The sequence below is a fragment of the Hymenobacter defluvii genome, assembly GCF_017589435.1.
Taxonomy (GTDB): domain Bacteria; phylum Bacteroidota; class Bacteroidia; order Cytophagales; family Hymenobacteraceae; genus Hymenobacter; species Hymenobacter profundi.
The window spans coordinates 731,213-752,217 of record NZ_JAGETX010000001.1 but is presented as its reverse complement, the minus strand read 5'-3'; the positions used below and the strand labels follow the sequence as shown (position 1 = coordinate 752,217).

Here is a 21,005-nt window from a genome sequence, read left to right as displayed (position 1 = left end):
TCGTGTACTCCAGTGAAGTAGCTGTTGTATCGATAGCAGGCGATTAACGTAGATTCACGGCTGTCATCGACGCTTTAGCTTCTCTGTAAGCAACCATCTGGCGGGGCCACAGGATAGCGGCCAGATCCCACTCGTAGTGGTCCTGGATTTCGGCCATCTGCTTGTCAACGGCTTCTGCATCCATGGTGCGCTGTTTTTTCAGGGTTTCCACGGCCGTCAGCATCTGCAGGTTCAGTCGCTTCACTTTCAGGTACTGGCCTTCGTTGAGGTGCGTTTTAGCCGCAATCTGCTGGGTCATGGTTTTGGCACGAGTTGCCAGAGGCGAATCGCCGGGACCACCAGCTACTACAGAAGTCGTGCTGAACGGAGCGAATACGGCGAGCAGAATGTAGGATTTCGTTTTCATGGTTGATACTGGGTAGAAGGTGGAAAGATGAACTGTATTACAGGAATGAGACAATGGAAAAAGTTAACTGGTGGCAGCACTGGCGATACATAGACCGGCTAATGAGGCAAAACATAATTATAATCGAATATAATACTATTTATTAATAAAGTGCAACATAAACTTATTATATTTTTCTACTAACTATCACTTAACTAATCTATAGCTGCATTCCTATTCGTTTTTGCATTGCTTAGCTCCGAGCTGATAGAAGTAGAAATGCATGATAATTGTATTACTACCCTAAGAGGGACGACGAAGAATTGTCTTTTCAGCTCAGCGAAGCTACTCGGCGCGGAAGGCCATACGAGTATTTTCGAGGTGACGGTAGATCTGCTGCTGGGCAGGATACAGTAGGGCCAGCATCTCGCTTTCGTATTGCGCCTGCATAGCCGAAGCGTTTTCATCCAGCGCCGATATAGTAGTGCTACCATCTTGTTTAAGCGCTTCCATCTCCGTAAGCCACCGAATATTCAGTTGCTTTAACTTTAGATACTGGCCTTCATCGAGGCGCATCTTGGTGGCCATGGCCCGAGTGAGTACTACCGCTCGCTGCTGAATAGTAGCTTTTTCATCGGGTTCTTGATGGCTCCCCTTAGCCAGGCTGCTTGAGTACAATCCTAGTAGCAAGGCGGCGGTTAAGTATGCTTTTTTCATGCTCGTGGTAAGTGAAAGAGTGAAAATGAACGGATACAACTATGTATTGACATTGTGTTCCACAAGGCTAAATCCTATTTTCAATGGATAATTAGCCTTGTGGAACGGTACAAACGTATTGGCTAAATTTTAACTTAAAAAAGATATTGTAGTATTTAAATAACTGATAACTTGCACTAAACTTATACAACATACTTATTCCCAGCTACCTGTTCGGTGCCTGAAAAAGGAATACTACAATCATAAAAAAAGCCAATAGCGGAGGCTATTGGCTTGGGTGTCGAACGAGTAGTGAGCTACAATAGCCGGAACTCGATGCGGCGGTTCTGCTGGCGGTGTGCTTCTGAATCGTTGGCGACCAAGGGACGGGTTTCGCCATAGCCTTTGAAGCGCAAGCGGGTAGCCTTCACGCCGTGCTCGCTTAGGTAATCATATACGGCCTTGGCGCGGTTTTGCGAGAGCACCATGTTGTCGGCATCAGCGCCTACATCATCGGTATGGCCGGAAATCTCCACCTGCACCTCCTGATACTGCTGCATAAACTGAATCAGCCGGTTCAACTCAGTGCGCGACTTGGGCTTCAGCTCGTACTTATTGGTATCAAAAAACAAGTTATTGAGCACGATGGTGCGCCCGGCCCGCACGGGCTCTAGGTAGATGTCAAGCGTGAGCGGGTCGAAGCTGCGCTTGTCAGTGTAATCGAAACTTAGGCTTTTGAGCAGGTATTTATCGGCCACGGCGTACATGGCGTACTGCCTACCCTCGTTCAGCACCACCGTGTAGTCGCCCTGCTCGGGGTCGGAGGTCACATATTGTGTGAGCTGGTCGGTGTTGAGGTCGTAGAGCTGCACATCGGCCTTTAGCGGCTTTTTCGTGATGGCATCGAACACCCTACCTTGCGTGTAGGTGCTAGTTTCCTGCGCCTGCACCGACTGCGGCACCTCGAAGCTATACAGTTCTACCGGCCGGTTGCGCACCTTGGTTACGCCTGGCTCCGAAGTGCGCGAGCGGGAGCAGAAGCCCCGGCGGTTGTCGGAGGAAATAAACAGCGAGGCTTCGTTCTCAAAGGTATTGAGCGGGTAGCCCAGGTTCTGCGGCACGCCCCACTTGCCATCGGGCTGCACGGCACTACGGAACACGTCCAAGCCGCCCATGCCTACCAGCCCATCCGTCACGTAGTAGAGCGTGGTGCCCGAGGCATGAATAAAAGGCGCCATATCCTGGCCCGGCGTGTTCACGGGGGCGCCCAGGTTGCGGGCGGGGCTCCAGGAGCCGTCGTCTTGCTGGGTGGTCACGTAGATGTCTTCCTTACCCAGGCCGCCGCGCCGGTCGGAGGTGAAGTAGAGCGTGCGCCCATCGGCCGAGAGCGAGGCCTGCGAATCCCAGTAGGGCGAGTTGACGCTGCGGCCCATATTCTGGGGCTTGCTCCAGGTGTTGCCCGTGCGCCGCGAGATGTACAGGTCGCAGGAGCCCACGGAGCCAGGCCGGTCGCAGGAAGTAAATACCAACGTCTTGCCATCTCCCGAAATCGTGGCCGCGCCCTCATTGTAAGGCGTATTGATGGCCGGTGATATCGATACCGGCTCACTCAGCGACCCATCCTTGCTCTGTTTGGAAATCAGGATATCCTCGAAACTATCATCTGATGCGCTGGCTCGGGCCGTGAACACCAGAAAGCGGTTGTCGGCCGTCAGCACCGGGAAATACTGAAAGTAAAACGTATTTAGCGGCTCGCCGAGGCGCTCGGGCTGCTTGCCGGTGGGGTTGGCTATAGCCTTCAGAGCAAACTCGCAGTTGAGCAGTTGCTGCTGCGCCCGCGCCGTATTGCGCTGCCCTTTTGGCCCTACCTTCAGGTACTTGGTGTAGCCATCGGCTGCGGTTTTGTAATCGCCCATACTCAGGGCCAGTTCGCCCAGCGTGAAGTAGCTGTTGGCCTGCCCGGCGGCCACCGGTAACTTGCTCAGTCCGTCGCGGTAGGCTTCGTAGGCACCCTGGTTTTCGCCCATTGCCTTCAACAGAGAGCCGCGTAGTACATATGGCTCGCCTAAGGAAGGAAACTTCTCATTGAGCACTTGCAGCGTTTCTAGTGCCTTGTTAAAATCACGGGCTTTGGCTTGCTGCTGCGCTTTATCCCATAGGCCGCGCGCTTTGGTATTGGTAGTGGCCAGGGTTACCTGCGCGGAACTTGACAGAGGCAACGCCAGCACAAACGCCAACAATGAAGCAGGAAAGGAGAAGCGCATGGAAGGAGAAAGGGTGGGCTAAACCAGAAGATCGGCTAAGGAATATCGAGGTACTTATGCGTTTGCAACGACACCTGCCAGCGCGGATTGGCCTTCACGTAATCGATAATAAGCGGGGTTATGACGGCGGCTTTGCTCCACTCGGGTTGCAGGTACAAGCGGCAGTTCTCCCCTACCTGCGCGGCGTGTTCTTCAGCCCATTTAAAATCAGACTTGTTGAATACTACCACTTTAAGTTCGTGTGCTTCAGCCAGCACTTGAGGTAGAGGCGCTTTAAATTTCTTGGGCGAAACGCAGATCCAGTCCCAGCTGCCGGAGAGCGGGTAGGCGCCGGAGGTTTCAATCCAGGTTTGGCAGCCGGCCTCTTGCAGGGAGCTGGTGAGTTGGGTGAGGTCGTGCATGAGCGGCTCGCCGCCGGTAATCACGGCGTTGCGGCCGGGGTAGGACGTGACGGCGGCCACCATGTCGGCAATGGCCACGCGCGGGTGCGCCTCGGCATCCCACGACTCTTTCACATCGCACCACACGCAGCCCACGTCGCAGCCGCCCAGGCGGAGGAAGTACGCAGCGCGGCCCGTGTTGTAGCCCTCGCCCTGAATCGTGTAGAAATGCTCCATCAGGGGCAGCGTGGCTGCCCCTGTGCTATCGGCCATCAGGCCAGTTGCAACGGGAAGTTGATGTAACAAAACAGTCGGCAAAAAAGGTATCGGGCCTTAGGAAAGGCGCTGGGTACCATGGCACCCAAAAACCCTGCCTAAAGCCCGACTTTAAAGATACTAGTAAAGCTTCAAACCACGAAAATGGCGGTTTGGTTCTGGTTTTTTACCGCGGGTACACCTCGCCTTTCGCGGCGCGTAGCGTGTTCAGCAGCAGCATAGCAATGGTCATGGGGCCTACCCCACCCGGCACCGGCGTGATGTAGCTGGTTAGCGGCGCTACCTCAGTGAAATTCACGTCGCCCTTCAGCACGAAGCCTGACTTGCGGCTGGCGTCCTCTACCCGCGTAGTGCCCACGTCAATCACCACCGCGCCTGGCTTCACCATGTCGCTGGTTACGAACTCTGGGCGGCCTAGGGCAGCCACCACAATATCGGCCTGGCGCGTGATTTCGGCTATGTTTGCCGTGCGTGAGTGGCATAAAGTAACCGTGCAGTTACCAGGCTCTAGGTTCTTAGCCAGCAATATACTAACCGGCGTACCTACTATATTGGAACGCCCAATCACCACGCAATGCTTCCCGCTGGTTTTAATGTCATAGCGCTTCAGCAGCTCCACGATGCCCGAAGGGGTAGCCGGCAGTAATGCCGGTAGCCCTGCCACCATACGGCCCAGGTTCATAGGGTGAAAGCCGTCTACGTCCTTTTCGGGGCGGACTGCCTCAATCACCTTCTCCGCATTGATATGCTTGGGTAGGGGCAGCTGCACAATGAACCCATCGATTTCGGGGTCCTGGTTCAGCTCCTCTACCTTCGCCAGCAGTTCTGCCTCCGTAATGGTGTCTTCGTAGCGCAGCAGGGTGCTGCTGTAGCCTACCCGCTCGCAGGCCAGCACTTTGTTGCGCACGTAGGTTTCGGAGCCGCCGTCGTGGCCGACGAGGATGGCCGCTAAGTGAGGCACCTTTTGGCCAGCGGCTTTCAGCTGCACTACTTCGGCGGCAATTTCAACTTTGATGTCCTCGGCGGTTTTCTTACCGTCGATGAGTTGGTAGGTAGCAGCTTCGGGGGCTGGGGTCATATTAATGCGGGTTTACTCTTGGTCGGTTTTGGCCTTGTTTTCGTGGGCGGCAATGGCGGCGTTACCGGCTTCCGTGAGGGCTTTTTCCATAGCGGGCCAATCGTCGCGCCACCGGAACTTACGCTCCTGGCCTTTGATGATTTTTTCCAGTTGCTCCTGGCTTTTGCAGTTCTTGGTGATGTTCTCAGACATGGGATGGATGTGTAATCATACAACGCCGTGTCAAGAAGTGTATGAGGTGAAAAATACAGGGGCCAACAAAAAGCGCGGCCCCTGTCGGAGCCGCGCTTTCGGGCATTAGTCAATCTTCAATACAGCCAGGAAAGCTTCCTGAGGGATTTCTACGGAGCCCACTTGGCGCATCCGCTTTTTGCCCTCTTTCTGCTTTTCGAGCAGCTTACGCTTACGCGAGATGTCGCCGCCGTAGCACTTGGCAATTACGTTTTTGCGCAGGGCTTTCACCGTTTCGCGGGCTACGATTTTCTGGCCGATAGAGGCTTGAATAGCAATTTCGAACTGCTGGCGGGGTAGTAGCTCGCGCAGCTTTTCGCAGAGGCGCTTACCCCACTCGTAGCTCTTGCTACGGTGCACGATGGCCGACAAGGCGTCGACCTTCTCGCCGTTCAGCATGATATCCAGCTTCACCATGTCCGACTCGCGGAAGCCAATCAGCTCGTAGTCGAGCGAGGCATAACCGCGCGAAATGGTCTTAAGCTTGTCGAAGAAGTCGAACACGATTTCCGACAGCGGCAGCTCGAAGGTCATCTCTACCCGCTCAGACGTCAGGTAGCTTTGGCCTTTGATGATGCCACGCTTCTCCATGCACAGCGTGATGATAGAGCCTACATAGTCGGCGGCCGTAATGATCTGGGCCTTGATGAACGGCTCCTCGATGAATTTTACCGTGTTCGGCTCAGGCATCTCGGAGGGCGCATTGATGATGTACTCCTGATCCTTGGTGCCGGTGGCGTGGAACTGCACCGAGGGCACGGTGGTAATTACCGTCATGTCGAACTCACGCTCCAGGCGCTCCTGCACGATTTCCATGTGCAGCATACCCAGGAAGCCGCAACGGAAACCGAAGCCCAGGGCCGCGGAGGTTTCGGGCTCCCACACCAAGGCGGCGTCGTTGAGCTGGAGCTTTTCCATACACGAGCGCAGTTCCTCGTACTCAGTGGTATCCACGGGGTAGATACCAGCAAATACCATCGGCTTCACGTCCTCGAAGCCGTGAATGGCTTCTTTCGTGGGATTGATGACGTTGGTAATGGTGTCGCCTACCTTCACCTCGCGGGCTTCTTTAATGCCCGAAATCAGGTAGCCTACGTTGCCAGCCCGCATCTCGGGGCGGGGCTCCTGTTTGAGGCCCAAGATGCCGATTTCATCGGCGCCGTACTCCTTACCGGTAGCCATGAAGCGGAGCTTATCGCCCTTGCGCATGGTGCCGTTTTTGATGCGAAACAGCACCTCAATGCCCCGGTAGGAGTTGAACACCGAGTCAAAAATCAGGGCTTGCAGAGGGGCCTCAGGGTCACCTGCTGGGGCGGGAATCCGCTCGCAGATGGCATTCAGAATTTCCTCAATGCCAATACCAGCTTTGCCCGAGGCGTGGATGATTTCGTCCCGGTCGCAGCCAATCAGGTCCACAATCTCGTCCGACACCTCCTCCGGCATGGAGTGGGGCAGGTCAATTTTATTGAGGACCGGAATGATGGTCAGGTCGGAGCCAATGGCCAGGTAGAGGTTGCTAATCGTCTGCGCCTCAATCCCCTGCGACGAGTCCACGATCAGCAGCGCGCCTTCGCAGGCGGCAATGGAACGCGATACTTCGTAGCTAAAATCGACGTGGCCGGGCGTATCAATCAGGTTGAGCGTGTAGGGCTCGCCCTTGTATTGATACTGCATCTGGATGGCGTGGCTCTTAATGGTGATGCCCCGCTCGCGCTCCAGGTCCATATTATCGAGCAGCTGGGCCTGCATATCGCGCTGGGCCACGGTCTGGGTGAATTCCAGCAGACGGTCGGCTAGGGTGCTTTTGCCGTGGTCGATGTGGGCAATGATGCAGAAATTACGAATGTTCTTCACTAGAGGCGGTTTTTGCAACCACAAAGTTACGCAAACCGGCCCGCAAAAGCTAGCTGCCGGCACAAGTCGCCCTGCTACCTCCAAGCTCGACCAAACGCGCCGAATGACCTTTGCGTTTAAAGAAAACCCTATCCTGCCCGTGGCAGCCCGCCGCTGCTAGGGTAGGCTCTATTCATTTTCCTACCCCCTCCCCAACCATGAGCATCCAGGTAAACAAAAAAGCTGTGACGTATGCCAAGCAGCTGATCAAAGACGGCAAAATCAAGAACGACTCCGGCCACTGGAGCGAGCACAACCCCGACACGGCCGATGAAAACAAATTTCTCGAAAAGCACGAGATAGAAGAGTACGCCAAGTGGCACCTCGGCGAAGACACTAGCAAGGGCGAAGACACGAAAGGCCGTTATAAGTTTCCCTACGGTGACTTCAAAACCGTGCACCGCGACGGCCTGCTGGCGGCCAAGGAGCGCGCCGCCCAGCAAGGCTACCACGACATCGAAAAGGCCGCCGACGAGCTGGAAAAGGCGCTTGAAAAAGCTGCCAACAAATAAGTAAGTAGACACACAAACTACTCGGCGACTTTCGGAAATTCTGCGCATAAGTTCCGCGAGTTGCCGAGAGGTTTGTGAAAGTCGTCTGCTTCTCAAATCACTCTACAAAATTTGCGTCAACCTCGCCTGTCGAAGGACCTTTTGCGTTGTTAGGGTACTGCACACTCGTGTACCTACTTCTTTTATGACGCAAGCTACTCCTTTAGAAGACTATGGCCTGGTTGGCAACCTACACACGGTTGCGCTAGTATCGAACAGAGGCTCAATAGATTACCTTCCTTTCACCCGCTTCGACTCCCCTACCATCTTTGCCTCGCTGCTCGACGCTGAAAAGGGCGGACATTGGGCACTGACTCCCGCCGACGAAGGGGTGCAATCCAAACAACTCTACCTGCCTAACACGGGCGTGCTCCTAACGCGCTTCTACTTTAAAGGCGGCATTGCCGAGCTGACGGATTTCATGCCCATCAAGCACCAGGAGCAGAACTGCGCCGTGGTGCGGATGCTGCGTGTCATCAAAGGCAGCATGACGTTTACTATGCACTGCTGTCCCCGTTTCGACTACGCCCGCGCGCCGCACGAGCTGGTGCAACAGGAGAATGACCTGCTTTTCCGCAGCACCGGCGAGAAGGACTTTCAGTTTCGTCTGCTTGGCGACCGGCCGCTTCAGCCTACCGGCACCGGCGACGCTACCGGCACCTGGACCCTGGAAGCCGGCGACACGGCCAGTTTTGTAATTGAAGCCACACCCGTTGACGACCCTTCTTTTATCGCCCGCGACCTGGCGCACTACACCGAAGGCGCTTTTCAGGATACGCTAACGTACTGGCGCGAGTGGATTGAAAGTAGTACCTACATTGGCCGTTGGCGCGAAACGGTGCTGCGCTCCGCTATTACGCTCAAGCTGCTCACCTCACTCCAATACGGCTCAACGGTAGCGGCAGCTACTTTCAGCCTACCCGAGTGCGTGGGTGGTGCTCGCAACTGGGACTACCGCTTCACCTGGATTCGCGACGCGGCCTTTACCATGTATGCATTTCTGCGTCTGGGCTTTACCACCGAATCGAAAGCTTTTCTGCACTGGATTATGGAGCGGTGCAACCAGTTGAAAGACGCCGCCGACTTGCAGTTGATGTATGCCGTGGATGGCTCCACTGACCTACCCGAAAAGGAGCTATTGCACCTGGCCGGCTACCGCGATTCGCGTCCGGTGCGCATTGGTAATGGCGCCGCTCAGCAGTTTCAGCTTGACATCTACGGCGAGCTGCTTGACACGATTTACCTCTACAACAAGTACGGCGGGGCCATCACCTACGACTTCTGGAAACACGTGTCGCGGCTGGTGGATTTTGTGGCGGAGAACTGGCAGGAGGAGGACCACGGTATGTGGGAGGTGCGCGACGAGGAGCGCCAGTTCATTTCGGCCAAAATGATGTGCTGGGTAGCGCTGGACCGCGGCATTCAGATTGCCAACGACCGCTCGTTCCCGGCCCCGCTGGAAAAGTGGTACAAGGTGCGCGATGAGATTTACCAGGAAGTATTCACGAACTATTGGAGCGAGGAGAAACAAGCCTTTGTGCAGTATAAAGGCGGTGATGTGCTGGATGCCACGGTGCTGCTGCTCCCACTGGTGCGCATGTTTAGCCCAGCCGAGCCGCGCTGGCAGTCTACCATGCGCACCCTCGAAAAGGAGCTGATTATTGACTCGTTGATGTACCGCTACCACGCCGGCGGGGGTGCCTCCGATGGCCTGGAAGGAGAGGAAGGCACGTTCACGATGTGCTCGTTCTGGTACATCGAGAACCTGTCGCGGGCAGGCGATTTGGACAAGGCTACCCTGCTATTTGAGAAGCTACTGGGCTTCGCGAGTCCGCTGGGCCTCTACTCCGAGCAGATTGGAACGGCCGGCGAGCAGATCGGCAACTACCCACAAGCCTTTACGCATCTGGCCCTTATCAGCGCCGCGTTCCAGCTCAACCGTGACCTGGACGAGCGCCACAGCGGCAAGACGCAACAGGGTCATTTGTTTGTAGGGTAGGAACCATTGCGTTGCTGTTGTGGTGTTGGACGTTTGGAACTACGCAACTGAACTGACATCAGCAACTCCGATTATTTTGTATCCCTACTGCTAACTCTGACTTAGCATTTGCCTGAACAACTTCGGACAAATTCAACCTAAAAACTCCCAGCTTAAGCGCGTTGCTTCAGCCGGGAGTTTTGTTTTTGGGAGGGTAGCGTTGCAACGTTTGGGGTTTCCTTCTCACTCTATTGGCTACATCATTCTTCTTTACATGATAGCCTATCTCCTATTTCTTCCGCTTTCATCATTCTTCTTTCAGGCCCCTACCCCAGCCATTATCAATGCTGACACCAACGCCGCCGTGCCCTATGCCTCTGTGGGGGTGAAAGGCAAACCCATTGGAACGGTGGCTGATGCCCAGGGACATTTTAACCCGCAGCAACTGGCTGCCGCTGCGGCTAATGACACGGTAGTATTTTCTTGTGTGGGCTACCGGCCTTACAAAGTACTAGCTGCTGAGCTGACGCGTCACGTCACCATCAAGCTGACGCCACAAGCCCAGACCCTGGGCGAAGTGCACGTGCGCGCCAATGGCTGGAAACGCCACCGCCTGGGCCGCGACGGTATTTGGGGCTTCACCTACTACAACTTTCACCTGTCTACCGACAAAAGCCCCGCCAGCATCCCTGGCCGTGAGGTAGGGACCATCCTGCACGTGAAACCAGGCAGCTACCTAGAAGATGCACACGTATATTTCGGGACCCGCAACTATAAGAATCTACGTTTCCGCCTCAACGTGCGCACGCTCGACGCCGAAGACCACCCGGCCGCCAGCCTGCTCACGCAAGACATACAGTTTGCCGTACCCGACAATGCCCCCAAAGGCTGGCAACACATCAACCTACAACCCTACCTGGTTTGCGTAGGTGACAACAAGCGCGTGGCCGTGACGCTGGAGTGGCTCGACGGCCTGGAAGCCCGCGACCGCGCCGACAAAAACCAGTGGAACGTACTGCTGATTCCGGCTGCTTTATCGGCTACGCACCGCATGGTATTCCGTGACAAATCCGAGGATCAATGGCACGTGCAACCCGTAAATCTGAGCTTGTATGTGACAGTAGCGAGTCCCCGTGACTAGAGAAGTATTAGACTGAAGACCGCACCCTTCCGTAGCCCAGGACTTCAGCTTTGAAAGCTAAAATGAACGGGGCCTATCGTCCCAGGACTGAAGCCTTCGGCTACGAAGTAGCAAGCGGCATACTATAATAGGTGGATGGCTGCTAGTACCAGGTGCAATGCCACCGGGTAGGGACCCAGTCTACCTAGCCAGACACAATACTCGATAGTCCGTCGGGGTGATGCCTTCCAGTTGCCGGAACATGCGCGTGAAGTAGTTCAGGTTGCTGAAGCCCGCTTTGAAGCATATTTCGGTGATGCTGAGCGCCGGGTTTTTCAGGCACTTCTTGGCCAGCCGCATGCGCTCTTTGATGATGTAGTCGATGGGCGACAGGCCAAACTCGTGCTTGAAGGCCCGGTAGAAATTGGGCTTGCTCATGTACACCTTCTCGCTCAGGTCGTCGACGCTGATTTTCTCCGCAATATTCTCCTTAATGTAGTGCAGAATGTGGGCAAACCGGTTTGAGGTAGCCAGCACGGCCACGTTGTGCTCCTTTTCGTGGAGACTTTGCACCTGCATGATGCGGAGCAGCAGCTCTTTCACCGTAAAATCGGCCAGAATATCCTTGTTGCGGGAGTCGCCGAACCCAATGCGCACCAATTTGTATAGCAGCGCCGTCACTTCTTCATCGTTGTAGAAGTAGTGCTGGTTGAAGCTAAAGGTCCACTTTTCGTCCTCCGTTTTGGGGTAGTGCTCGTTCAGATAGTTCACCGTGTCGATGATTTGCAGCCGGTCAATGGCCAGGGCCACGCACTGGGTAGGGTTCTCATCTGAGGCCTCCGGGAAATCAATCCTCATCTTCAAATTGGGTGGCACTACCATCGTATTACCGGGCAGGTAGTTAAACTTCTCCTGCTCCAACAGGTGCATCACCTTCTTGCCACGTAGCATATTGGTGAGCACCAAGTCGCTGTACGACTGCTCTACCTGCGCGCTTTGTATATAGGTTTCGAGCAGACTAATCTCATAGTTTTCCAGCGTTTGTACCCGCCGGTTGTCAATCAGGGTCGTAAGGTTCTGCGCGTTGGGCAGCGGGATGAGAGGAAGCAAATCAGGTACACGCATGGGTGAGTGGTCAGAATGTATCTGCCCTCGGGCAGCGATGCAAATGGAGGTAAAATATGCGGGCTACCTGGCAAAACGTAGCCCGCAGGTGGGGTTCGATAGGATACTGCTACCACTTGATACCATTCTGCCAGTATGGCCGTGCAGCCTGCCCTAGCTTTGCAGCATAGTATCCTGATTCGCTTTTCCAGCCGAGCGGTACTACCTGAGTAACCAGCTACGTAGCCGAATCCAAAACCTGCGGACCCCATGAGCAAGACACCTTCCGATGCGCTGAGCACAACCCTGCACAACCATCTAGAGCAGATCATCCGGGAAAATCAACAGCTAGCCGAAAAGCTTGATTTCGACCAGGTAGCGGCAATCCTTCCGCTCTTGCAACAGGCCAACCGGGTGTTTGTTGTGGGCGCTGGGCGCACCGGACTGGCCCTGAAAGCCGCCGCCATGCGCCTGATGCACCTCGGCCTGACGGTGTTTGTGGTAGGCGAAACCACTACCCCCGCCATCGGCAGCGGCGATGTACTGCTGGCCGGCTCCGGCTCGGGCACCACCAGCAGCATTGTGAAAGCAGCCGAAAAAGCAGCCGCAGCCGGCGCCCGGGTGGTGGCTATTTCCACTACTACCTCGTCGCCGCTGGCGGCGCTGGCTACGCATGTGGCCGTGCTGCCCGCCGCCCAGAAGCAGGACCACGGCGGCGAAATCTCGGCGCAATATGCCGGCAGCCTGTTCGAGCAAAGCGTTCTGCTGCTCCTCGATGCTATCTTCCAAACCCTATGGGGCTTGGATGGCACCCCGGCCGAAGAGCTGTGGAAGCGGCACGCCAACCTAGAATAATTTCCTGGGGAGGCTCCTCCCCTTTTTCTTTCATGTAACCCAAACTCACCCCCATAACATGGCTAAATTACAAGTTGCAATCGACCTACTGACCACCCAGGAAGCCCTGGCCCTGGCTGGCAAAGTAGCACCCTACGTTGATATTATTGAGTTGGGCACGCCCCTTATCAAGAGTGAAGGCCTCGCCGTTATTACGGCCATGAAGCAAGCCCATCCCGACAAGCTCGTTTTTGCTGATTTCAAAACGGCTGACACCGGCGAGCTGGAAGCCGATATGGCCTTCAAAGCCGGCGCCGACCTGGTAACCATCTTGGGCGCTGTTGATAACGCCACCATCGTAGGTGCCGTGAAAGCCGCCAAGGCCCACGGCAAAGGCGTGGTAGTAGACACTATTGGCGTGACCGACCGCGTGAAGCGGGCTCAGGAAGTAAGTGCGCTGGGCGTAGAATTCGTGGAGCTGCACGCCGGTCTCGACGAGCAGGCTCTGGAAGGTTACTCCATCCAAGTCCTGATTGACGAGGCGAAGCGCGCCGGTGTACCCGTTTCCATTGCGGGCGGTGTCAACCTGAGCAACATTGCTGCCGTGAAGCAAGCTGGCGTAGCTGTTGCCGTTGCCGGTGGCGCTATCTACGGCGCCGCCGATCCGGCCGCTGCTGCCAAGGAGCTACGCGAAGCCCTCGACGCTGCGTAAGGCAGGTAGTCTCTTTGCTGCATCCGTAGTACACACGCCTCAATAGGCTAATAAAAAAAGCTCCGGCCATTGGCCGGAGCTTTTTTTATTAGCTGTGCGCGAATGGATGGATGAGGCAGAAGCGCCTCCTGAACGTTGAGACTATTATCCACGTTTTGGCATTAAGACCAAACGCGTATCTTTCTGCTATGCTACCTCTCTTCTCCGAACACAGCCTGGTTTTGCGCGGCCCGTACCTGGAAAAGATGACCGATGCGGAGTTTTTCGACTTCTGCCAGCAGCATCCGGAGTTGCGCATCGAGCGCACGGCCAACCACGAAATTGTGCTTATGTCGCCTACCGGCAGCCGCTCCGGCAAACGCAACGCCCGCTTGAATGGGCAGTTATACAACTGGTTTATTGACCATACAGAGCTAGGAGAGGTCTTTGACTCCAACACCGGCTTCACCCTACCCGATGGCTCCGTGCTGTCGCCGGATGCTTCCTGGGTTTCGGCGGCTAAGTGGAACGCCCTGACGACTGAGCAGCAGGATAAGTTTGCCCCCGTTTGCCCGGAGTTTGTGGTGGAGTTGAAATCGGCTACTGATTCGACTAAAACCCTGCAAGCGAAGATGCTTGACTGGCTCCGCAATGGTGCACAACTGGCCTGGCTGCTCGTACCCGAGACAGAAACCGCCTACCTATACCGCCCCGGCCAGCCAGAGCCGGAGGTAGTACAAGGCTTTGACCAGGAGCTTTCGGGCGAAGCGGTGCTGCCAGGGTTTCGGCTGCGGCTGACGGAACTGCGGTGAAATAGGTTATCCTTACTGGTTTCACTACGCATCATTACTTCTTAAACCCAGCATATGGCTCTTATTATTGATAACCGGAATTTTCGGCTTGTAATAGCAAGTGATGTGAACCCACGCGATGGCTTGGGCTGGGAGTTGTGGGAGGGCCATACACTACTACTAGAGATATTCAGGCATGACGATTTGAAAAAGATAACATTCTCAACATTTCACCAGGGTATTGACATTCCCATTGAGGCTCTGGAATACATTTTAAACAATTTTAATACTACTGGTGGTAGAAACTTCATTGAGGACTTCGAAGAAGATTCATCTAATTCTGAATGAATAGTCTGCCTAATGCAAACTCGCACCACGCCTCGGCCCTCGCCAGGGCTTTTTTATGCGCGTTGCAACGCTACGCTACCCGGCTGCACTCCCTTAGCTGTATCAATCAACGCTACAGCTTCATGCGCTTTACCCTATTAATCGGTTTTTCATTGATTTTATGTCGGCCTACCCTGCTGGTTGGCCAAACCTTGCAAGGGCAAGTGTACTACGATTCAACTGCTGCCCCCGTGCCGTTTGCTTCTGTTGGGGTGAAGGGCAAGGCTTTGGGAACCGTAGCAGATGCCCAAGGACGCTTCAGTTTCTCAGACTCGCCGGATCTTGCGGCGACGGATACCGTGGTGGTCACGTGCGTAGGCTACCAGCCGGCTCGACTGGTAGTACGTCAGTTACGGCAACAGCCCTTAACTATCCGGCTGCGGAGGCAGCCGCAGACATTGCGCGAGGTAATGGTGCGGCACCAGCAACTAAAGCCACAGGTACTGGGACGCACCGGCACCAGCGGAATAGCCCACTGGGGTGTGAATAGTATCGTGGCGGATAGTACCCGCCGACGCGAAAAGCTCGGCTCGGAGTTCGGGACTTTCCTCACTTCCTCTCGTAATTGCTACGTAGACGATTTCAACGTGTACGTGGCTAGAAATCCGTTCCGGCAGGTCCGCCTGCGGCTGCTGTTCTACGCCGTCCGCAACAGCCGGCCGGCGGAGTTGTTGCTGCCCGCCGATATTCAACTGGTGCTTACCGAACAGCAGCACGGCTGGATTAGCGTCGATTTGAGGCCTTATAATCTGCAACTCAACAAAGGCCAAAAGATAGTAGTGGCGCTGCAATGGCTCGACGCGGTGGGAGAAACAGCTGGCTATGATTCCTTCGATGTTCCAGCGGCCTTCCCGACTCCCCTGCATCTGGTCTACACCCGGAATAAAAGCCAGGACCAGTGGAAATTCTACCCCGGACAGCCCAGCCTGTATTTGAATGTGCAGAGCTGGCGGTAGGGGCGCGTTGCACGCGCTCGTCGTTGCTGACGTTGTTTAGGTAGCACGAGTTGAATGAGATAGCACAGCACGGACGCCTTATACGCGCCCCCGCTGCCTATTTCGTACCTTTAGCCCTACCCAAACTACCCTACCCCACCCAACATGCAAACCACCCCCGTTGCCCCTTATAAACCCCAGAACCACGTTCGTATCGTAACGGCGGCTGCCTTGTTCGATGGGCACGATGCCGCTATTAATATCATGCGCCGCATCATCCAGAGTAGCGGCGCGGAGGTGATCCACCTGGGCCATAACCGCTCAGTGCAGGAAATCGTAGACTGCGCCATTCAGGAAGACGCCCAGGCCATTGCCATTACCAGCTACCAAGGCGGCCACAACGAGTATTTCAAGTACATGCACGACCTGCTGCAAGAGCGCGGCGCCGGTCATGTGAAGATCTTCGGTGGCGGCGGCGGTGTTATCCTACCCACGGAGATTGAAGACCTGGAAGCCTACGGCATCACCCGCATCTACTCGCCCGACCACGGCCGGGCCATGGGCTTACAGGGCATGATCAACGACCTGCTGGAAAAATCGGACTTCCCGACAGGCCAGCACCTCAACGGTGAGGTCAGCCACCTGCAAGAGAAAGATGCCCGCAGCATTGGACGCTTGATTTCGGCCGCCGAAAACTTCCCGGAAGAATTCTCAGCTGTTAGCTCTCAGCTGTTAGCTGCTAGCTCTTCGTCCACAGAAAATAATGACAAGCCAACAGCTAACAGCCAACAGCTAATAGCTAAAACACCAATACTAGGCATCACTGGCACGGGTGGCGCGGGCAAGTCGAGCTTGGTAGATGAACTGGTAAGGCGCTTCCTGCTCGATTTTCCGGAGAAGACCATTGCCATTATTTCCGTCGACCCCAGCAAGCGCAAGACGGGCGGCGCCCTACTCGGCGACCGGATTCGGATGAACGCCATCAACTCGCCGCGGGTGTATATGCGCAGCCTCGCTACCCGTCAGAGCAATCTGGCCCTCAGCAAGTACGTGCAGGACGCCGTGGACGTGGTGCGCGCCGCCGACTTCGACCTGATCATCCTCGAAACCTCAGGCATTGGGCAGTCGGACACGGAAATCACCGAGCACTCCGACGCCAGCCTCTACGTGATGACGCCCGAGTACGGCGCGGCCACCCAGCTGGAAAAGATTGACATGCTGGATTTTGCCGACGTCATCGCCCTCAACAAGTTCGACAAGCGCGGCGCCCTCGACGCCCTGCGCGACGTGCGCAAGCAATACCAGCGCAACCACCAGCAATGGGATGCGCCGCTGGACCAGATGCCGGTGTTCGGCACCATTGCCAGCCAGTTCAACGACCCCGGTATGAATCGCCTGTACCGGGCCGTGTTGCACGTGCTGGAAGAAAAAACGGGTGCTACCTTTGCCTCGCACCTGGAAACCCCGGTGGGCGAATCGGAGAAGATCTATATCATTCCGCCCCACCGCACGCGTTATCTTTCCGAAATAGCCGAAACCAACCGCCAATATGACCAGTGGGTCCACCAACAATCCGCAACTGCCCAGCAGCTTTTCGGACTTCAGCAAAGTGTCGACGCCGTCCGCAGCCTCGGGGCCGGAAGCCCTAGCGGAACCAGCGGGGGCAGCCCAGCCCTCGACGCCGGCGCACTCGTGGCCGGCCTGGAGGCCACATTCGAGGAAGTCAAGCTGCGGCTGGACGGGCAAAACTGGAAACTCCTGGAAACCTGGCCGCACAAGGTAGCCGCCTACAAGGCCCCAGAGTTTGTATTTAAGGTGCGCGACAAGGAAATCCGCATCCAGACGCACACCCAGAGCCTCTCGGGCCAGCAGATTCCGAAGGTTTCCCTACCCCGCTATACAGCCTGGGGCGACTTGCTGCGCTGGCAGTTGCAGGAGAACGTGCCCGGCGAGTTTCCCTACACGGCCGGCGTGTTTCCGTTTAAGCGCGAGGGCGAAGACCCTACCCGCATGTTTGCCGGCGAAGGTGGCCCCGAGCGGACCAACCGGCGCTTCCACTACGTGAGCATGGGCCTACCCGCCAAGCGCCTGAGCACGGCCTTCGACTCGGTAACGCTCTACGGCGAGGACCCCGACCTGCGGCCCGACATCTACGGCAAAATCGGCAATGCCGGCGTGAGCATCGCCTGCCTCGACGACGCCAAGAAGCTTTACTCCGGCTTCAACCTAGCCAACCCCAGCACGTCGGTATCGATGACCATTAACGGTCCGGCCGCTACGCTGGCGGCGTTCTTCATGAATGCGGCCATCGATCAGCAGTGCGAACTTTATATTAAGGAGAACGGGCTGGAAAGCGAGGTCGACACCAAAATCAACCAGCTCTACCAGGAGAAAAACCTGGAGCGCCCGCGCTACCAGGGCGCCCTACCCGAGGGCAACGACGGCCTGGGCCTGCTACTGCTCGGCGTGACCGGCGACCAGGTCTTACCCTCCGACGTGTACGCTGCCATTAAGGCGCGCACGCTCTCGCAGGTGCGCGGCACCGTGCAGGCCGACATTCTTAAGGAAGACCAGGCCCAGAACACCTGCATCTTCTCCACGGAGTTTGCCCTGCGCCTGATGGGCGACGTGCAGGAATACTTTATCACGGAGAAAGTACGCAATTTCTACTCGGTGTCGATTTCGGGCTACCACATTGCCGAGGCGGGCGCCAACCCTATTACGCAGCTGGCCCTTACCCTCAGCAACGGCTTCACCTTTGTGGAGTACTACGTGAGCCGGGGCATGGACGTGAACGACTTCGCGCCCAATCTGTCGTTCTTCTTCTCCAACGGCATCGACCCCGAGTACGCCGTGATTGGCCGCGTGGCGCGCCGCATCTGGGCCAAGGCCATGAAGCTGAAGTACGGCGCCAATGCCCGCTCGCAGATGTTGAAGTACCACATCCAGACTAGCGGCCGCTCGCTGCACGCCCAGGAAATCGACTTCAACGATATCCGCACCACATTGCAGGCCCTCTACGCCATCTACGACAACTGCAACTCCCTGCACACCAACGCCTACGATGAGGCCATCACTACGCCCACCGAAGAATCGGTGCGCCGGGCCATGGCTATCCAGCTCATCATCAACCGCGAGCTGGGCTTGGCCAAAAACGAAAACCCGCTGCAAGGCTCCTTCATCATCGAGGAGCTGACCGACCTGGTAGAAGAAGCCGTCCTGGCCGAGTTTGACCGGATTACGGAGCGCGGTGGCGTGCTGGGCGCCATGGAAACCATGTACCAGCGCGGCAAGATTCAGGAGGAAAGCATGCATTACGAGATGCTCAAGCACACGGGCGAGTATCCCATCATCGGCGTGAACACCTTCCTCTCCTCCAAAGGCTCGCCCACGGTCATTCCGGCCGAGGTAATCCGGGCCACGGAGGAGGAAAAGCAGTATCAAATCACGATGCTGCAAAACCTGCACACCCGCAACCAAGGTACCACCGAGCAGCGCCTGAAGCAACTGCAACAGGTAGCCATTGCCAACGGGAATTTGTTCGAGGAGCTGATGGAAACCGTGAAGTTCTGCTCGCTTGGGCAGATTACGAATGCGCTGTTTGAGGTAGGCGGGCAGTATAGAAGGAATATGTAATTTGGAGCTGATTTCAGCTATTGTGAAAGGGTGCTATCTTGCTGAGGTAGCACCCTTTTTAAGTCACACTTATTTTATTCAAAAACGTGAAATCAATCAAAGACTTGATATATTTTGATCTTGAAAAAGCCAAATCGCTAATAAGTCAATTAAGCGGAGGACTAATAAGTGAAATATCTAGAGCTTTTGAAGACGAGAACGAGGTTTCGTCCGGAATAGGAATTGACATCAAACTAGTTAAAGCCAACGTAGGAGGCAGAGGCAAAGAGAGGTTAGTTAAGACTGAAAAATCAGAGCTATACCACGAGTTACTAAACGAAATAGAAAAGCAGTTATTAAACAATAGTTTACTAACGAACATTAACAATAGCTTCGATTTATGGCAAGGCTCATACAATGGTTTTATGGGTGAGATTCATAATATGAACTATATCAAAGCAAGCGGATGGGGAATATTTGAAGACTTTGAAAGATTTAAGCATATATTATCCAACTACAACGAAGTACAGCGGTTGATTTACAAGGCTCAACTAGACAACAGCCCTGAACTGCTATCTTTAAGAAAGCAACTATCTGATGCTCGCAAACTAGCCCATCAAAAAGACGACCGTAACGTCAAGTCTAGAGATTTAGCTCAAATCAGAGCATTTGAAAAGAAGATAGACTCTCTTTTAGAAAATAACACGGGAATAAGTTTTATCGACGAAGATTTTATTTCAGGAGTAAAGACATTTTTAAACACTTTTACTCCTAAAAGGCTAAACTTCAGATTACTCCCACTCGATAATTTTAATGAATTTCAAATTCTTGCAAATCTTAAGGATAAGTATATTATTGACGGAGATTTTGAAAGTATAATTTATACTTATGGCACAAGGCCTAATGTTAAACTTACAGTAGTAGGGATAATCACATCTGCACCTCGCCAACAGGATGTTAGAGTTGACCCAAACGACGAATTCCTCATTTATTCATCGGATGACTTAAGTGACGTACAGGGGTTTGACAAAGCTTTTCGAAACATGTTTTCTACATTTGAAAACTTTGAAAAGTTATTTTATGTGCCAGCATACCCTAAAATAGCCATTAGTCCAATTGCTATATATAGAGAAGTAATACTAGGCTCATCTGAAAACAATTAATTTCATTTGCAGCGTAAGCTGTGCCGATTCAGTATACAAGAAGCCCTAGCCGCCCCAGCGGCCAGCCGGTACCGCGCCGCTTTGAGTCGTCTGGGCGGCGTTAAATTGTTAAGAAATATTTCCATTTATTAATTACTGCACAGGAAATATAGAGGATTAAGAACATGGGGATGGCAACTAGGCTTTATGGCTGTATCGAAGAATACGGCTTACTAAAAGGCATAAAGCAGAACGAGGTCTATCATCATAATAGAAAGGTGATTGGAAACTTACCTATTAAAGATGAATGGCCTCCTCTGACACGAAATATGTTTGCTATCACGCATTGTGACTTAAATAGACCGGGAATCAATTATGCTTATTCGGGTAGGATAATACATTTCGGAGCAAACTTTAAATCGATAGAACATGAGTGGCGAGAATGGAAAGACAAGTTTGAGAATCTGCTGACTAGGTTATATTGGCTATCAGCGGCTGTTCACTTCAAAACCGAATACACCGACATACAAACATTTACCTGGGAAATTGACCTCGATAAGTGGTCTATTCCCTATGAGAGCAATGGCACTATCTTGCCAATCAAGAAAGACTATTGGCGTTACGAAGGTGCCCAATCGTGGGAAAGCTGAACCA

At 54.5% G+C, this 21,005-nt stretch carries 20 protein-coding genes; 12 read left to right on the top strand and 8 right to left on the bottom strand.

Features of this window, described 5'->3' with window-relative positions; translation table 11 throughout:
* Positions 1 to 43: 43 nt before the first annotated feature.
* The 7 genes from J4D97_RS03005 to lepA all read right to left on the bottom strand — a co-directional run bounded on the left by J4D97_RS03005 (position 44) and on the right by lepA (position 7,164).
* A complete protein-coding gene (locus J4D97_RS03005; protein WP_208306298.1) occupies positions 44 to 406 on the bottom strand; it encodes a hypothetical protein in 363 nt (120 codons plus the stop codon).
* Positions 407 to 730: 324 nt separating this feature from the next.
* A complete protein-coding gene (locus J4D97_RS03000; RefSeq protein WP_208306297.1) occupies positions 731 to 1,102 on the bottom strand; it encodes a hypothetical protein in 372 nt (123 codons plus the stop codon).
* Between the two features lie 296 nt (positions 1,103 to 1,398).
* Positions 1,399 to 3,345 carry an OmpA family protein gene (locus J4D97_RS02995; RefSeq protein ID WP_185283571.1) on the bottom strand — a complete coding sequence of 649 codons (1,947 nt, stop codon included), beginning with the start codon at positions 3,343 to 3,345 and terminating at the stop codon, positions 1,399 to 1,401.
* 35 nt (positions 3,346 to 3,380) lie between these two features.
* Entirely contained in the window at positions 3,381 to 3,998 is a 618-nt protein-coding gene (locus J4D97_RS02990) for a 7-carboxy-7-deazaguanine synthase QueE (protein WP_432207206.1), read from the bottom strand.
* 169 nt (positions 3,999 to 4,167) lie between these two features.
* Entirely contained in the window at positions 4,168 to 5,079 is a 912-nt protein-coding gene (locus J4D97_RS02985; protein WP_208306296.1) for a bifunctional 5,10-methylenetetrahydrofolate dehydrogenase/5,10-methenyltetrahydrofolate cyclohydrolase, read from the bottom strand.
* Between the two features lie 12 nt (positions 5,080 to 5,091).
* Positions 5,092 to 5,271: a hypothetical protein gene (locus J4D97_RS02980; protein ID WP_185283569.1), complete on the bottom strand. Its 180-nt coding sequence runs from the start codon at positions 5,269 to 5,271 to the stop codon at positions 5,092 to 5,094.
* 105 nt (positions 5,272 to 5,376) lie between these two features.
* Positions 5,377 to 7,164, bottom strand: a complete 1,788-nt coding sequence (gene lepA, locus J4D97_RS02975) for a translation elongation factor 4 (RefSeq protein WP_185283568.1) — start codon at positions 7,162 to 7,164, stop codon at positions 5,377 to 5,379.
* On the opposite strand from lepA, the gene J4D97_RS02970 reads away from it, so the two are divergent.
* The 4 genes from J4D97_RS02970 (at position 7,154) to J4D97_RS02955 (ending at position 10,873) form a co-directional block, all read left to right on the top strand.
* A complete protein-coding gene (locus tag J4D97_RS02970; protein WP_208306295.1) occupies positions 7,154 to 7,324 on the top strand; it encodes a hypothetical protein in 171 nt (56 codons plus the stop codon). The genes lepA and J4D97_RS02970 overlap by 11 nt on opposite strands.
* 37 nt (positions 7,325 to 7,361) lie before the next feature.
* On the top strand, positions 7,362 to 7,715 hold the full coding sequence (locus J4D97_RS02965; protein WP_185283567.1) for a hypothetical protein: 354 nt from the start codon (positions 7,362 to 7,364) through the stop codon (positions 7,713 to 7,715).
* A 184-nt stretch (positions 7,716 to 7,899) separates the two neighbouring features.
* Entirely contained in the window at positions 7,900 to 9,753 is a 1,854-nt protein-coding gene (locus J4D97_RS02960; protein WP_185283566.1) for a glycoside hydrolase family 15 protein, read from the top strand.
* Between the two features lie 253 nt (positions 9,754 to 10,006).
* Entirely contained in the window at positions 10,007 to 10,873 is an 867-nt protein-coding gene (locus J4D97_RS02955) for a carboxypeptidase-like regulatory domain-containing protein (protein ID WP_208306294.1), read from the top strand.
* A 180-nt stretch (positions 10,874 to 11,053) separates the two neighbouring features.
* On the opposite strand, the gene J4D97_RS02950 is transcribed toward J4D97_RS02955, so the two are convergent.
* Complete coding sequence (locus tag J4D97_RS02950; protein ID WP_185283564.1) at positions 11,054 to 11,977, bottom strand: AraC family transcriptional regulator; 924 nt, start codon at positions 11,975 to 11,977, stop codon at positions 11,054 to 11,056.
* A 249-nt stretch (positions 11,978 to 12,226) separates the two neighbouring features.
* Here J4D97_RS02950 and hxlB point away from each other — a divergent pair, with 249 nt between their 5' ends.
* The 8 genes from hxlB (at position 12,227) to J4D97_RS02910 (ending at position 21,001) form a co-directional block, all read left to right on the top strand.
* Positions 12,227 to 12,811, top strand: a complete 585-nt coding sequence (hxlB, locus tag J4D97_RS02945) for a 6-phospho-3-hexuloisomerase (RefSeq protein WP_185283563.1) — start codon at positions 12,227 to 12,229, stop codon at positions 12,809 to 12,811.
* Positions 12,812 to 12,869: 58 nt separating this feature from the next.
* Entirely contained in the window at positions 12,870 to 13,502 is a 633-nt protein-coding gene (hxlA, locus tag J4D97_RS02940) for a 3-hexulose-6-phosphate synthase (RefSeq protein WP_208306293.1), read from the top strand.
* Positions 13,503 to 13,690: 188 nt separating this feature from the next.
* Positions 13,691 to 14,293 (top strand): Uma2 family endonuclease, encoded by a 603-nt coding sequence (locus tag J4D97_RS02935; RefSeq protein WP_208306292.1) that lies wholly within the window; start codon positions 13,691 to 13,693, stop codon positions 14,291 to 14,293.
* Positions 14,294 to 14,347: 54 nt separating this feature from the next.
* The gene (locus J4D97_RS02930; protein ID WP_185283562.1) at positions 14,348 to 14,620 is read left to right on the top strand and encodes a hypothetical protein; all 273 of its coding nucleotides are present in this window, start codon (positions 14,348 to 14,350) and stop codon (positions 14,618 to 14,620) included.
* A complete protein-coding gene (locus tag J4D97_RS02925) occupies positions 14,617 to 15,615 on the top strand; it encodes a carboxypeptidase-like regulatory domain-containing protein (RefSeq protein ID WP_208306291.1) in 999 nt (332 codons plus the stop codon). Before J4D97_RS02930 ends, J4D97_RS02925 begins: the two co-directional genes overlap by 4 nt.
* 144 nt (positions 15,616 to 15,759) lie before the next feature.
* A complete protein-coding gene (locus tag J4D97_RS02920; RefSeq protein WP_208306290.1) occupies positions 15,760 to 19,230 on the top strand; it encodes a methylmalonyl-CoA mutase family protein in 3,471 nt (1,156 codons plus the stop codon).
* Positions 19,231 to 19,316: 86 nt separating this feature from the next.
* Positions 19,317 to 20,372: a DUF6414 family protein gene (locus J4D97_RS02915; protein ID WP_208306289.1), complete on the top strand. Its 1,056-nt coding sequence runs from the start codon at positions 19,317 to 19,319 to the stop codon at positions 20,370 to 20,372.
* Positions 20,373 to 20,536: 164 nt separating this feature from the next.
* Entirely contained in the window at positions 20,537 to 21,001 is a 465-nt protein-coding gene (locus tag J4D97_RS02910) for a hypothetical protein (protein ID WP_208306288.1), read from the top strand.
* Positions 21,002 to 21,005 lie beyond the last annotated feature (4 nt).